This window comes from Kribbella sp. NPDC050241 (assembly GCF_044459685.1).
GTDB lineage: Bacteria > Actinomycetota > Actinomycetes > Propionibacteriales > Kribbellaceae > Kribbella.
The window spans coordinates 1,526,109-1,540,052 of record NZ_JBITJE010000001.1; the positions used below are offsets into that span (position 1 = coordinate 1,526,109).

Consider the following 13,944-nt stretch of genomic DNA (forward strand, 5'->3'; position numbering starts at 1 on the left):
GGGATCGTCGGGTCATGACTGGACGATTCTTGAGGGTGCGGGCCCTGTGCGCGCTCGCTGCGCTTGTCATGACGCCGCTGGTGGCTGTGGGTACAGCCCCGGCGAGCGCCGTCGCGACCGGTGACTGGACCCAGTTCCGCAACGGGCCTGCTCACCAGGGCGTCAACACTGCCGAGACAGCGCTGTCGGTGTCGACCGTCGGCGGATTGCGGCAGCAGTGGGTGACCAAGATCGGAGGGAGCGTCTGGTCCTCACCGGCGACCGCCGACGGCCGGGTGTACGTCGGCGGGCTGGACGGCCGGCTGCACGCGCTCGACGCGGCCACGGGCCAGCAGCTCTGGGCGAAGCCGGACAGCGCGCTGACCGGCGACTGGACGTTCACGTCGCCGGCAATCGACGACGGCGTGGTCTACCTGGGGATCAACCGGCCGGCCGCCGAGATCTGGGCCTTCGACGCGGTGACCGGAGCGACCCGGTGGCGCACCGGAGCCTCGGTCAGCAACATCAACGGATCGCCCGTGGTCGCCGGCGGAGTGGTGTACGCCGCCACCACCGAGGACCAGGTGCTGGCCCTGGACGCCGCCACCGGTACGCGGATCTGGGACGCCAAGCCCAACGGCGGTCGCGGTTCCGGCTTCTACTCAAGCCCGACTGTTGCCGGTGGCAAGGTGTTCGCGGCGTCGCTCAACCAGCAGGTCTATGCCCTGGATGCGGCGACCGGCGCCGTTCTGTGGTCGTTCCCGACCGGCGGGCACAACTCCTCGACACCGGCCGTGGTCGACGGCACCGTGTACTTCGGCTCGCGGGACGGCAATGTGTACGCCGTGAACGCCGAGACCGGCGTACAGCGGTGGAAGGTGCGGTACGCCACGAACATCCTCGCGTCGTTCCAGTCCTCGCCGGCAGTCGTCAACGGCACGGTCTACATCGGCACGAACAACGACCGCCGCGTGCTCGCGTTGGACGCAGCGACCGGGGCCGCGCGATGGAGCTTCCGCACCGGCGGCGTGGTGATGTCATCGCCGGTGGTGGCGAACGGCGTCGTGTACGTCGGGTCGGACGACCGCAGCGTCTACGCACTGCGCGCAACCAACGGGCAGCGGCTGTGGTCGGCTCGGGTGTCCGGCGCGGTCGACTCCGGACCGGTCGTGGCCCAGGGCAAGGTTTACGCAGGAACGTACGGCGACAACGGCGGCGGGAACGTCTACTCGTTCGCACTCAGTCGTTGACCCTTGCCATGCGGTCGGGCCTGGCGAAGGGTCTCGCGGATCAGCCGTAGGCACCGCGCCGCACCACGCTGGTCGTCGGTGCGCTCACAGATCGCCAGCGCGGACCGTAGACACTCGAGCGCCTGGTCGACGCGGCCCAGGTCGCGATGGGCGAGGCCGAGGTGGGTCAGGCAATGCGCCTGGCCCGCCTCGTCGGCCAGCTCGCGAAAGATCGCGAGACCCGCGGTGAACCTCGGGAGCGCCTCGCCAGGTGCGCCGGCGGCTTCGTGGACCTCACCGAGATTCGTGACTGCCGCCGCCTGGCCGCGACGGTTGCCCAGCTCGGCGAAGATCGCCCCTGACTCGGCGAGATGCCGCAAGGCTTCGTCGTACCGGCCGAGTTGCCCCAAGACCGGACCGAGGTTGTTCAGGTAGACGCCCTGGCCGTGCGGGTCGCCGAGCCGGCGGGCGATCGACAGTGCCTGCGAGAGGCAATCCGCAGCCTGGTCGTAGCGTTGCAGGCTGTCGTAGACAGTGCCGAGGCCGTTCAGACACGAGGCCTGCCTGGTGTCGTCACCCGCCTCGGTGAACAGTCGCAGGCCAGCCCGCAGATGCCCCGCGGCCTGATCGAAATCGCCCTGCAGTTCGTACGCCGCACCCAGGTCGCGATGCGCGAACCCTTCGGCGTACGCATCCTTCATACGGCGTGCGACCGCCAACGCGGTCTGGTTGAGCCGTATCCAGTCCCCCCGATGACCGCGAATGTGGAAGAACGCGAACAGCGCCCGCGCCAACTGGCCAGGGATCTCGTCCGGTACGCCGTCCGTCGCGGCAGCCTGCTCGGCACTGGCCAGCAGGTTGGCCCGCTCGGTCTCGAACCATTCGAGCGCTGCCCTGACCCCGGTGAAGGTCGTACCGCCAGCGGCCCACGCACCGGCGGTGTCCAACCGCGGGTCGCCCGGGCGCAGCATGGCGTACCCACTCCAGGCGGTGGCGACCTGCCAGCGCATTGCCCGCGTCAGTGCGGCGGTCCTCTCGTCAACGGATCGCTCCGCGCCGACCTCACGGGCCAGTAGCCGCAGCAGCTCGTGCAGCCGGTACCGACCCGGCGCAGGGCTCTCCAGCAACTGCGCATCGACGAGCAACTCCAGCACCGGCGTCGCGTCCACTGCTCCGAGCAACCGTTCGGCGAACGGCGGACTCAGGTCCGCTGCGTCGGGCAGGCCGAGCAACCCAAAGGCCGATGCAGCTGCACGCTCCGCCACCGATCCGGCCTCCAGCAACCGGTGACCGACCTGCAGGGAGGCCCGGACGTCGAGATCATCCGCGCGCAGCTCGTCGAGGCGGCTGCGGGCATTCGCAAGCCGATCGGTCAGGGTGCGCACCGGCCAGGTGGGCCGTGCCGCCAACCGGGCGCCGGCAATCCGCACCGCCAACGGCAGTCCCCCGCACAACCCGACCAGCTTCCGCGCGGCGGCCGGATCCGCGGCGATCCGGTCAGCTCCGGCCAACCGGCCGAGCAGCGCCGTCGACTCGCCAGGAGGCAACGGGCGAAGGTGCAGGTGACGTACGCCGTCCAGCGTCGCGAGCACCCGGCGACTGGTGACCAGCACCGCACAACCGGGCCCGGCCGGCAGCAACGGCCGTACCTGCGCGGCATCCGTCGCGTTGTCCAGTACGACGAGCACGCGCCGGGTCGCAGTCTCGGCCCGGAACCGACCGGCTGCCTCGGTCAGGTCGTACCGCCCACCATCGGGTACGTCGAGCGCCCGCAGGAACCGGCCGAGTGCGCCGATCGCCGTGCTGTCCGCGGACAGGTCGGCGTACAACTGCCCGTCCGGGAAGCCACTCGCGACGAGATGCGCGGCGTGTACGGCGAGCGCGGACTTGCCGATGCCCGCGACTCCGTCGACCGCGCCGATCGGCGGAATGCGGTCGTCCGGGTCTCCTCGTAACAGGTCCGCGAGTTCGCCCAGCTCGGTGCTGCGGCCAGTGAAGGACGCGGCGTCTGCCGGTAGTTGACGTGGGACCACCGTCCGCGTTCCTTGCGACACCTCGCCGGGCAGATCGAGCTCGGGGTCCGCAGCCAGGATCTGCGCGTGCAGGTCGCGAACCGCGCGGGCCGGCTCTGTCCCGAGTTCGCCGGCAAGGCGGTCCCGGAGACGGCGGAAGGCAGCGAGTGCATCGGCCTGGCGGCCGGCCCGGTACAGGGCGAGCATCCACTGGTGCCAGAGCCGCTCGCGGAGTGGGTTCTCCTCGACCAGAGCGCACAGCTCGGCGGTGAGTTCGGTGTGCTGCCCGAGTGCGAGACGGGCCTCGACCAGGGTCTCGCTGGCGGCCAGGCGCCGTTCCTCCGCAACGACCAGCCGGCCGTTGGGGTCCGCGTCGACAGCTACGTCCTCGAGCGGGCGGCCGCGCCACAGAGCCAGTCCCCGGCTCAGTAGCTCCGTAGCCGCCAGTGGGTCGCCGTCGCGCAGTGCCTGCTCGCCGCGGGTCGTGAACTCCTCGAACGCGAGCAGGTCGAGGTCAGCGGCCGTCACATCCATTCGGTAACCGGCCGCGTCGGTCACCAGCCGGGGTGGCGCGGCGTTCAGTTGGAGGTCGCGGCGCAGCGTCGAGACGTAGGTACGAAGCGCTCCGATCGCAGTGGGCGGCCGACGGTCGGGCCACACCATCTCGACCAGCCGGCCGGCGGGCAGGGGCCGGTTGGCGCTCACCAGGAGCACTGCGAGGACGGCACGCAGCTTCGCCGAGCCGAGTTGCACCGGCTCGCCGCGGCCGTCGCGAATCTCCAGCGGTCCGAGCACCTTGAACCGCACAGTGCGCCCTCCCGTCCTCACCCTGACCAACGGATGACCACCCTCTGGGGTTCACCCGCTACGGCACGAACGCTCGCTGCGAGCGACGGCGGAAGTCCCGGGGCGAGAGCTGGTGGGCGGCGGTGAAGCAGCGGGTGAAGTACGACTGACTGGTGAAACCGCAGCGGGCCGCGATCGCGGCGACCGGGTGATTGGTTGCTGCGAGCAACGATGCGGCGTGTTCCAGGCGGAGGTCGGCGACGAAGGTGGTCGGCGTACGTCCGTAGGCCGCCCGCATCGAGCGGGACAGGTGGGCTGGGCTGACACCGGACAGCTCGAGGAGCCGCGGCACTCCTCCGCGCAGATTCTCCTCGGCCCGCATCGACCGGCAGGCCTTCGACAGCCAGTCCGGTGCAATGGGCGTGCCGGCGGGTGAGGCGAGTTCCCCCGGCGAGACCAGTGGCAGCAGGTCGATCCAGAAGCGCATCAGATCGTAGGCGCCGGGTTCGTCCTGGAAACGGTCCAGGGCGTGTTCGAACACGGCGATCGCGGCGGGCGTGTGGAAGGCCACCGGCCCACGCGCGGTGGCCCAGCTTCCGGTCGGGTTGGTCCTGGTCAGGTCGAGGAAGCCTTGCCAGGCCGAACTCGGGAAGGCGACGTTCACGAACTCCAGCCCGTCAGGTGCCGCACCGCGGACCGCGTGCCGATCCTGCGGCCGCACGAGTACGACGTCGCCGGCCACGAGGCTCTGCGTACCTGTGGTCAACAGGTGCTCTCCGCTGCCGGACACCACGCCCATCAACTCATGGAAGTCCGCATGGGTGTGCAGTTCGGTGTCGCGCGCTCGCGCGGCGATCCGGACGCGGGCCGCGTGATACGGACGGCCGAACGCGTGCGACTCGAAGCGCAGCGCCTGATCCACATCAACACGCTACAAGTTCTCGTCAGCTTGCTGCTAGTAGCCGATGGCTCGACCCAGCAGCATGGAGACATGTTCGAAGACGACGGCTCTGTGATCTTCCGCGATGTCATCGATCCGGCCCTGATCAAGGAAGTGAATGATCATGTCGAGTGGCTGCAGGCCCGGCACCCCGACGTACGGCCGGAACAACTCGGGCACGTGTACCTGCGCGACGACCCGTTCTGGGTGCGGTTGGTGAGTGACGAACGGCTGCTCGACATCGCGTCGCAGTTCGTCGGACCCGATCTCGCGCTGTTCGCGTCGCACTACATCTCCAAGCCGCCGTACTCCGGGCAGCCGGTGCTGTGGCACCAGGACGCGGCGTTCTGGCCGCTCGACCCGATGAAGGTCGTGACGCTGTGGCTGGCGGTCGACCACTCCACGCCGGCGAACGGCTGCGTGCGGGTGATCCCGGGCAGTCATCGCTCGGGGGTGGCCGGGATGCGCGACAACACCGAGGTGGAGAGCGTTCTCGGTAAGGAGATCGCGGTCGAGGTCGACGAGTCCGCAGCCGTCGACATGGTGCTCGCGCCGGGTGACGTCGAGGTGCACCACCCGAACATCGTGCACGGCAGCAACGCGAACACGTCGCCGAACCGGCGGTGCGGACTGACGATCCGCTACATCCCCACGTCGACGCGGATCACGGATCCCGAGGTCCCGTACCCGAGCGCCTTCCACCTGCGCGGTGAGCCGGGGGTCAACAGCTACCAGCCACGGCCGAAGTACGTCGAAGGCACGCATTTCCCGTTCACCGGAAGCAGTGCGTGGGTCTGACACAGCGAGCGCCCGCCCCGGCCGATAGCTGGGGCGGGCGCTGGACGGTCGCCTTACTCGAGGCAGATCCGGAACGGGTGCCCTGCGGGGTCGGCGTAGATCCGCCAGCCGCGACCGTTGCCGGCCGGTGGCGGGTCCAGGGGGTCGAGCGGTTCGGCCCCGAGGGCGACCACGGTCGCGTGGCCGCTGGAAATGTCCTCGACGATCAGGTCGAGATGGAGATCCTGCGCGTCGGTGCCGGGCCAGGTGGCCGGCACGTACTCCTCCGAGCGGCGGAAGGCCAGCACCGAGTTGCCCAGTGACGAACCGGGGCCGGTCAGGCTCCGCCAGTCGTCGTCACCGTTCTCGTCGATGTCCAGCCCCAGCAGCGCTGAGTAGAACTGGGCGAGCTCGAGTGGGTCCGGGCAATCCAGCACCACCGAGCCGAGCCGCCCGGCAGTACTGCCCGGCTGCTCTGCCACCTGCGTCATCTGTCCTCCAGCTTCTGTTCACCAACTGCCCGCCCCTGTCTGGGGCAGGACCGGCCAGGCCCGTCGTGGTCGGAAGGCCCGGCCGCCTACGATGACAGGTCCGACGGACACTTCGCATCTTTCGACACGCCTTCTTGACAGGTCAGCCGGTCGCGGACAGTGAGCAGCCGCCAGAACTACCGGCATAACTCCTAGACAGTGGTAGCGCGCCGCCGCTCGGACAGCTTGCGGATCTTCGCGCGGGTGCCGCAGTCCTCCATCGAGCACCAGCGGCGCGATCCGTTCCGGCTCCGGTCGAGGAACAGCCAGCCGCACCCACCCTCGTCGATCGGGCAGGCGCGCAACTGCCGCAGCTCGACGGTCCGGAGCAGCTCGATCGCGGCGGCCACCAACCGGTCCGGGATCATCAACGCCGGCGCGGTGCCGACGCGCAGGTCGACGACCCCGGAACCGTCGGTCCGCGCGACCAGCATCGAGCGCGCGGCCGCCGCGGCCCAGCGCAGCATCAACCGTTCGTAGACGGGCTCCTGCGAGGTTTCCGCCGGCAGCGCAGGAGCCCCGCCCGCGCGCGGAGCCAGAACGGCGTACGTTGCCTCGCGGATCTCGTCCGTCGCCCGGAGAGCCTTCTCGGCCAGGTCCGGGGCACCCTCCCAGACCGCCGCGATCGCCTCACCCTCGGCCGGGTCGACGAGCTCGATCCGGCGACTCCAGTCGAGCAGATCCGTCGGCCGTCTCAGATAGTCGTGCAGGTCGGGACGGCCCGGAATCCGGGGCGTTACCGTGTTCACGAGGTCCAGGGCCGGATGCCCACCGACAATCCTGAGCTCGTCGCGAAAACTGTCGGTCATGGGTGAGATGCTACCACCATACAGTCCTTCAGTGGAATCACAGGTGAAGTCATGCCCATCACATCCCGCCGGGCCAACGCGGCCCTGCTCATGCTCGCCGTCAGCACCTTCTCGTACGTGACGATCGAAGTTCTCCCGATCGGCCTCCTGACCGTGATCGCCGGCGACCTCGATCGATCCCGGTCCGAGGTCGGCCTCCTGGTGACCGGGTACGCCGCCGTCGTGGTGGTGGCCTCGATCCCGCTCGCCCGTCTGACGCTGCGGCTGCCCCGCCGCCTTGTACTGGGCAGCACGCTCGGCGTCCTGGCGGTGTCGACTGCGCTCTCCGCCGCCGCGCCGACGTACCAGATCCTCTTCGCCAGCCGGCTGCTCACCGCGCTCTCCCAGGCACTGTTCTGGGCGATCGCGCCGCCGATCGCGACCAGCCTGTTCCCACCGCAGGTCCGCGGCCGGGTGGTGGCCAGGCTGGCGATCGGCACGGCGCTCGCGCCGGTCCTCGGCATCCCACTCGGCACCTGGCTCGGCGAGCAGGCCGGCTGGCGGGTCCCACTCGCCGTGATGGCCGTTCTCGGCGCCATCGCGTGCGCCGGCATCCTCTTGCTGCTTCCGGCCGTCGAGGGTCGCAACAGAGCAACCGGTCGCGGCAGTTCGCCCGACTTCCGGCGGTACGGCGTGGTCCTCGCCAGCTCGGCGATCGGGGTAACCGGCTTCCTGACGTTCAACACCTACGTCACGCCCTTCCTGCTGGACATCACCGGCCTGCCCCGGGATGCCCTTGGCCCGATGCTGTTCGCGAGTGGACTGGGTGGCCTGGCCGGGACGCTGATCGTGGGCCGGATCCTTGATCGATTTCCGTGGGGATCGGTGGTCGTCTCCTATGCGCTCCTCAGCTCTGCGCTCGCGGGCCTCTACGTCTTCGGCAGTCACCTGGTGGCCACAGTCGCCCTGATCGCTGTCACCGGCCTCGCCTTCATGGGGATGGCCGTCGCAGTGCAGAACCGCACACTGCAGGTCGCTCCAGGCAGCACCGACCTCGCCTCGGCCGGCACGAGCTCCGCGTTCAACGTGGGCATCGCTGCGGGTGCGTTCATCGGTGGTGGCCTGGTCGACGGTGTCGGAGTGCGCAGCGTGGCCCTGGTCGGCGCCCTGCTGGCCGCCGCAGCGGTTCTGACGTTGCTGGCCGAGCCGGTGCTGGCTCGGCGCCCGGTCCGGGTGGCAGAGTGCGAACATGACCGTCCTGAGCGACAGGTTTGTGAAGAGGCGGCATGACGCGCCCCACGGGTTCTTCGAGGTCGAGGCCGCCGGCCTGCACTGGCTCGCCGTACCGGGCGGCGTGCCGGTGGCCACGCCGGTCGATGTCTCCAGCGACCACCTGAGCACTGTCCGGCTCGACCTCGTTCCGCCGACCGGAGCGGCCGCGGACGAGTTCGGCCGGCGGCTTGCGGTCACCCACGACGTCGGCGCGCGGCACTTCGGCGTACCGCCGGATGGGTGGGACGGCGACGGCTACATCGGCACGATCAGGTTGCCGCACGCGCTGGAGCCGCTGAAGTCGTGGGGTGAGTTCTTCGCCAACCTCCGGCTCCGGCCGTACCTGCGGGCGGCGTACGACCGAGGCACGATCGACGGGCACCAACTGGAGGTGTTCGAGCTGGTGTGCAGGCGGCTGGCGGCCTGCCAGTACGACGACCCGTCGGAGCCGCCGAGCCGGATCCACGGTGACCTCTGGTCGGGCAACGTCCTCTGGAGTGCGGACGGCGTACACCTGATCGACCCGGCCGCGCACGGGGGTCACCGCGAGACGGACCTGGCCATGCTCGGCCTCTTCGGCATGTCACAGCTCGAGCGAGTGCTGCGTGCGTACGACGAGGTGCATCCGCTTGCGGAGGGTTGGCGTGACCGGGTCGGACTGCACCGGCTGCACCCCTTGCTGACCCACGTGGTGATGTTCGGCGGGAGCTATGTCGCGCAGGCGATCGCCATCGCGCACAAATATGGATAAGACTCTTCCAAACAACCCACGCGATCACCGGAGCCCACCCTGATTCCGCAGCCTGTCACCCAGACCCCCCTGCCCGACCAGACCTTCACGCTGCAGTCCTCGGCGACTGTCGGCGTACTCAGCACCGACGAGGCGGCCACCTCGGTGGCTGACCAGCTCGCCGCCCAGCTCCGCCTGTCCACCGGCTTCGCCCTGCCTGTGGAGCCGGGCACCGGCACCGTCACGCTCTCGACCGACGGGCCGAGCTCGCTCGGCACGGAGGGCTACGAGCTCCGCGTGGACAGCTCGGCGGTGACGCTCACCGCGGCCACGGCCGAGGGCCTCTTCCGCGCCGTGACCACGCTCCGCCAGCTGCTTCCGGCCACTGCGGATGCGGGCACCGAGCAGTCCGGCCCCTGGGAGATCGCCGGTACGACGATCGCCGACGCACCGCGCTACCCGTACCGCGGCGTCATGCTCGACGTGTCCCGGCACTTCCGCTCGGTCGCCGAGGTCAAGCGGTGCATCGATCTCGCGTCGCTCTACAAGCTCAACCGGCTCCACCTGCATCTATCCGACGACCAGGGCTGGCGGATCCAGGTGGATTCCTGGCCGGAGCTGACCAAGCACGGAGCGAGCTCCGAGGTCGGTGGCGGCCCAGGTGGCCACTACACCAAGGCCGACTTTGCCGAGATCGTCCTGTACGCCGCGGAGCGGTTCGTCACCGTGGTCCCGGAGATCGACACCCCGGGACACACCAACGCGGCGCTGACGTCGTACCCCGAGCTGAACGCCGACGGCGAGGCGACGGAGTACTTCACCGGCACCGAGGTCGGATTCAGCTCGCTCGCCGTACACAAGGACGTCACCTACGACTTCCTGGACGATGTCTTCCGGGAGGTGGCCGAGCAGACGCCGGGCGACGTCATCCACCTCGGTGGGGACGAGGCGCACTCGACTCCGCACTCGGACTACCTCACGTTCGTGCCGAAGGCGGCCGAACTGGTCGTCAAGCACGGCAAGCGGGTGATGGGCTGGCACGAGATCGCCGATGCACCGCTGCCGGCCGGAAGCATCGTGCAGTACTGGGGTACCGACGACGACCGGTCGCGGGAGCTGACCCGCAACGCGGCCGCCAACGGCGCCGAGGTGGTGATGTCACCGGCCAACCGGGCGTACCTGGACATGAAGTACGACCAGGACACGCCGTACGGCCTCGACTGGGCCGGTCTGGTGAGTGTGGAGAAGGCCTATCGCTGGGACCCCGCGACGCTGATCCCGAACCTGCCGGAGAGCGCCGTGATCGGCGTGGAGGCGCCGCTGTGGTCGGAGACCTTCGACGACATGTCGAAGATCGAGTACATGGCGTTCCCGCGGCTGCCGGGCATCGCCGAGCTCGGGTGGTCGCGGGCGTCCGCGCTGGACTGGGAGTCGTACAGGGCACGGCTGGCCGGACAGGCGGCGCGCTGGGACGTGCTGAACGTGAACTACTACCGCGCTCCTGAGGTCGACTGGAGCTAGGGGTTGTCAGACACGCCCTTAGTGCCCCAGGACGCGGTCCAGCAGCCACGCGGTGGTCTGGTCCACGTCCTGTTCGGCGACGGTGAGGTGCGTGGCATCCGCTCCTGTGGTGTCACGCACCTCGAGCCGGTAGACGTACCGGTCCGGTTGCGGACGGCCGGTGCCGAGCTTGTCCTGGTCGAGCGCACGCACCGCGGCCTCCAGTTCGCCGGCGTCCGGTTCGGCGCTCGTGTCGAGTTCACCGTGTGCCATCAGGCCGGCGAAACCGCCACTGCGGGTCACTTTGACGATCAAGAGTGCCTCCTCGGGCACACCATTGCGTGCCGCGCAACGAATGTCCAGAGCCGCGCGACACGCCGGGAAACCCGATCAGGTTCGCGCGACCATCACCCGGCGTACCGGCGAAATGTCCTTCGTTGCCATCGGGCCGGACCCGGCGCCGGCCGCGAATCAGCAGGTCGGCGCGGGATTCGGCGTACGCCGGGGTCCCGGAGAGGCTGGATCGGACGCACACACAGCGTCGCAGGCGGCGACTATTAGCGACACGTGTTCGTGGTCACCCCTTCCACGCGGCCCCAGATCGGCTACAGTTGTCGCGTTGCACTTTTGGACTCCCACTGACTTTCGCTGTGCTGCATGGCCGGTTCTGTCTTCTGGGGCCTTTCGGCGACACGTGGCTCATGAGGTGTGGGTCGCGGTTTGTTACAAGCCATCAAGGAGATAGACACAAATGGCTGTCGGTACTGTCAAGTGGTTCAACGCTGACAAGGGCTTCGGCTTCATCACCCCGGATGACGGTGGCGCGGACGTGTTCGCGCACTACTCGGCCATCCAGACCTCGGGCTTCCGCTCGCTGGACGAGAACCAGCGCGTCGAGTTCGAGATCACCCAGGGCCAGAAGGGCCTGCAGGCGGAGAACATCCGCCCGATCTGATCTCTGGATCACCCTTCTCGAAACTGAAATGAAAGAGCCGCACACCACCCGGTGTGCGGCTCTTTCGCCACCCCGGCGCCCTAGCGGTAGCGGGGAACGACCTCGGCGACAACCTGCTCCAGGACGTCCTCGCTGCCCGCGTAGACGCCTTCGGAGCGGGGCCAATGAGTGATGACGTCGGTGAAGCCCAGCTCCCCCGCACGGCCGACGACGTCCTCGAAGGCCGCCACGCTGGACAGTGAGTAGCGAGCCGAGTCCAAGGCCAGGTAGCGGTCGAACGACTTGCCCTGGAGTACGTCGTCCAGCCGGTGGCTGAGGTCGACGACGGACGCGAACCAGGTGTCGAAGTCCGGCGACTTCAGGCCCGTCGTTACCCAGCCGGTGCCGTACTTCGTGGCGAGCCGGAGCGACCGTGGTCCGTTCGCGGCCATGATGAACGGCACCCGCGGCTGCTGCACGCATCCCGGCAGAGTGCGGCCGTTGCGCGTCTCGAAGTACTCGCCGAGGTAGTCGACACCGTCGTTCGTCAGCAGTTTGTCCAGCAACTCGACGAACTCCGTCAGCCGGTCCACCTTCTCCCGCGCGGTCAGCTCCGGACCACCCTGGATCGTCGCGTCGATGCCGCCGCCCGACCCGATGCCGCACAGGAAGCGCCCGTCGGACACGTCGTCGAGGGCCAGGATGTCGCGGGTCAGCGCGAGTGGATGACGGAAGTTCGGCGACGTCACGAACGTGCCCAGCCGGATCGTCGACGTCACCAGCGCCGCCGCGGTCAGCGTCGGCGTCGTGCCGTACCACGGCGAGTCCTGCAGGCCGCCCCAGGTCAGGTGGTCGTAGGTCCAGACATGGTCGAAGCCGAGCTCCTCCGCCCGCCGCCACCGCGGCGCCGCGTCCTTCCACCGGTACTCCGGCAGGATCGTGATCCCGAATCGCATGCCCGCACCCTAGTACGCCGGCTGTTTCCCGAGTTTGCCAACGGCATCCAATGGCTGCGTCTTCTGCTAGCGCACCGGGGTCGGGAAGCTGGCCAGCGAGCTCGTGCCGATGCTGCCCAGCCAGACCTTGCCGTCCCGCTCGCGCACCCCGGTGGGCATGTGGAAGTCCGGGTGTTTGGCGCGAAGGTCGTGCACCAGCGTGCCGTTGTCGTCGTACGCCTGGATCTCGATGATGTCGGCGGCCTTCGGTTTGAGGGCTTCGGGCAACTGCCAGACGAGCTTGCGGAAGACGGGCTGCTTCGGCAGCAGCAGGTCGAGGAGCGCGTTGCGAGGCGAGCCGATCGCCACCCAGATCAGGCCGTCCGAGCCACGCGCGATGTTGTCCGGAAGCCCTGGGATCGCGGCCACCTGCACCGGATCGGCTTCAGGATCCGCGAGGTCGAGCTTGAACAGCCCGTACGTCGCGGTCTCGGCCCAGAAGAGCGTACGGCGATCACCGCTGAGCGCCACGCCGTTGGGGAACGAACGGCCAGTGGCCAGCTGGGTGACCTGACCGTCCGGGGTCAGCCGGTACACACTGCCCGTCGAGGAATGCTCCAGCAGGTCGGCCATCCACTCGTCGACGCCGAAGCGCGTGGACGAGTCGGTGAAGTAGATCGTGCCGTCCGGCATCACGTCCGCGTTGTTGCAGAAACGCATCGGGCGGCCGTCGATCTCGGCCAGCAGCGTCGCGATCCGGCCGTCCTTGTCCAGCGTCAGCAGACCGCGGTTCGCGTCGCAGACCAGCACCTTGCCGTCCGGCAACCACTCGAGACCGAGTGGCCGCCCACCGGTGTCCGCCACCGTGGTGATCGTCTTGCCGTCCCCGCTGACCCGCAGGATCCGCCCGTCGAACAGACCGGTCAGCACACTCCCGTCGTCATCGATCAGCGTGTCCTCCGGCCCCTTCCCCGGCATCGCCACCGTCTCCACAGCGACGTTCTTCGGGTGACGAGCCGCGGCAGCCGGCGGCGGCGTCCAACGCACCGGCGAGATCGAAGACTTCATGCCGCCGACCTTAACGCGTATGTCGCACTGCCTGTCAGTGGGTCAGCACGAAACGCGACAGCCCGGGCCGATCGGCGATCGGTCCGGGCTGGGCGTTGCAGATCAGAAGATGACCTCGCCGCGGGCGCGGCGGGCGCGGAGTTTTTCGAGGGCCTCTTCGAGGATCTCGGCGGCCTCCTGCTCGCTGCGCCGTTCCTTCACGTAGGCCAGGTGCGTCTTGTAGGGCTCGATCTTCGGCGGCGGGGGCGGATTGTTCACATCGGTGCTGGTCGGCAGACCGCACCGCGGACAATCCCACGCCTCCGGGATCGCTGCCTCGACGGCGAACACCGTCGCGGTCTCGTGCCCGTTCGCACAGAAGAACACGATGCGCTGCCGGGGCGCGCTGTCGCCACGCTCCGCCTCGCCCATCGGGCCCGCACCGACCCGGCTGCCACGAATCGCACTACCACCACCAGCCACGG

14 protein-coding genes are annotated in these 13,944 nt (G+C 69.1%); 6 read left to right on the forward strand and 8 right to left on the reverse strand.

Annotated features, from left to right (window positions below; translation table 11 throughout):
* The first annotated feature begins 14 nt into the window (after positions 1-14).
* A complete protein-coding gene (locus tag ACIBG5_RS07220) occupies positions 15-1,229 on the forward strand; it encodes a PQQ-binding-like beta-propeller repeat protein (protein WP_396390639.1) in 1,215 nt (404 codons plus the stop codon).
* On the opposite strand, the gene ACIBG5_RS07225 is transcribed toward ACIBG5_RS07220, so the two are convergent.
* Both ACIBG5_RS07225 and ACIBG5_RS07230 read right to left on the reverse strand, forming a co-directional pair.
* Complete coding sequence (locus ACIBG5_RS07225) at positions 1,205-4,027, reverse strand: BTAD domain-containing putative transcriptional regulator (RefSeq protein ID WP_396390641.1); 2,823 nt, start codon at positions 4,025-4,027, stop codon at positions 1,205-1,207. The two genes, ACIBG5_RS07220 and ACIBG5_RS07225, sit on opposite strands and share 25 nt — an antisense overlap.
* Positions 4,028-4,085: 58 nt before the next feature.
* Complete coding sequence (locus ACIBG5_RS07230) at positions 4,086-4,928, reverse strand: AraC family transcriptional regulator (protein ID WP_396390643.1); 843 nt, start codon at positions 4,926-4,928, stop codon at positions 4,086-4,088.
* Between the two features lie 69 nt (positions 4,929-4,997).
* On the opposite strand from ACIBG5_RS07230, the gene ACIBG5_RS07235 reads away from it, so the two are divergent.
* Positions 4,998-5,744 carry a phytanoyl-CoA dioxygenase family protein gene (locus tag ACIBG5_RS07235; RefSeq protein WP_396390644.1) on the forward strand — a complete coding sequence of 249 codons (747 nt, stop codon included), beginning with the start codon at positions 4,998-5,000 and terminating at the stop codon, positions 5,742-5,744.
* Between the two features lie 53 nt (positions 5,745-5,797).
* Here the strand turns inward: ACIBG5_RS07235 and ACIBG5_RS07240 are convergent, their stop codons facing one another.
* Together ACIBG5_RS07240 and ACIBG5_RS07245 are read right to left on the reverse strand one after the other, a co-directional pair.
* Entirely contained in the window at positions 5,798-6,214 is a 417-nt protein-coding gene (locus ACIBG5_RS07240) for a VOC family protein (RefSeq protein ID WP_396390646.1), read from the reverse strand.
* Positions 6,215-6,405: 191 nt separating this feature from the next.
* Positions 6,406-7,062 (reverse strand): CGNR zinc finger domain-containing protein, encoded by a 657-nt coding sequence (locus tag ACIBG5_RS07245; RefSeq protein ID WP_396390647.1) that lies wholly within the window; start codon positions 7,060-7,062, stop codon positions 6,406-6,408.
* A 51-nt stretch (positions 7,063-7,113) separates the two neighbouring features.
* Between ACIBG5_RS07245 and ACIBG5_RS07250 the strand changes: the two genes are divergently transcribed.
* Genes ACIBG5_RS07250 through ACIBG5_RS07260 form a run of 3 tightly spaced genes read left to right on the forward strand, consistent with a single transcriptional unit; the run spans position 7,114 to position 10,564 of the window.
* Entirely contained in the window at positions 7,114-8,331 is a 1,218-nt protein-coding gene (locus ACIBG5_RS07250; RefSeq protein ID WP_396390648.1) for an MFS transporter, read from the forward strand.
* Positions 8,291-9,064: a fructosamine kinase family protein gene (locus tag ACIBG5_RS07255; RefSeq protein ID WP_396390650.1), complete on the forward strand. Its 774-nt coding sequence runs from the start codon at positions 8,291-8,293 to the stop codon at positions 9,062-9,064. Before ACIBG5_RS07250 ends, ACIBG5_RS07255 begins: the two co-directional genes overlap by 41 nt.
* Positions 9,065-9,106: 42 nt before the next feature.
* Positions 9,107-10,564 (forward strand): beta-N-acetylhexosaminidase, encoded by a 1,458-nt coding sequence (locus ACIBG5_RS07260; protein WP_396390770.1) that lies wholly within the window; start codon positions 9,107-9,109, stop codon positions 10,562-10,564.
* 18 nt (positions 10,565-10,582) lie between these two features.
* On the opposite strand, the gene ACIBG5_RS07265 is transcribed toward ACIBG5_RS07260, so the two are convergent.
* Positions 10,583-10,858, reverse strand: a complete 276-nt coding sequence (locus ACIBG5_RS07265; RefSeq protein WP_396390651.1) for a protealysin inhibitor emfourin — start codon at positions 10,856-10,858, stop codon at positions 10,583-10,585.
* 436 nt (positions 10,859-11,294) lie between these two features.
* Here ACIBG5_RS07265 and ACIBG5_RS07270 point away from each other — a divergent pair, with 436 nt between their 5' ends.
* Positions 11,295-11,498, forward strand: a complete 204-nt coding sequence (locus ACIBG5_RS07270; RefSeq protein WP_012921273.1) for a cold-shock protein — start codon at positions 11,295-11,297, stop codon at positions 11,496-11,498.
* An 80-nt stretch (positions 11,499-11,578) separates the two neighbouring features.
* Here the strand turns inward: ACIBG5_RS07270 and ACIBG5_RS07275 are convergent, their stop codons facing one another.
* The 3 genes from ACIBG5_RS07275 to ACIBG5_RS07285 form a co-directional block, all read right to left on the reverse strand.
* Positions 11,579-12,433, reverse strand: a complete 855-nt coding sequence (locus ACIBG5_RS07275; protein WP_396390653.1) for an LLM class flavin-dependent oxidoreductase — start codon at positions 12,431-12,433, stop codon at positions 11,579-11,581.
* Between the two features lie 66 nt (positions 12,434-12,499).
* Complete coding sequence (locus tag ACIBG5_RS07280) at positions 12,500-13,480, reverse strand: SMP-30/gluconolactonase/LRE family protein (RefSeq protein WP_396390655.1); 981 nt, start codon at positions 13,478-13,480, stop codon at positions 12,500-12,502.
* Positions 13,481-13,582: 102 nt separating this feature from the next.
* Positions 13,583-13,942, reverse strand: coding sequence for an RNA polymerase-binding protein RbpA (locus tag ACIBG5_RS07285; protein ID WP_131356954.1), 360 nt, complete (start codon positions 13,940-13,942; stop codon positions 13,583-13,585).
* Positions 13,943-13,944: the final 2 nt, after the last annotated feature.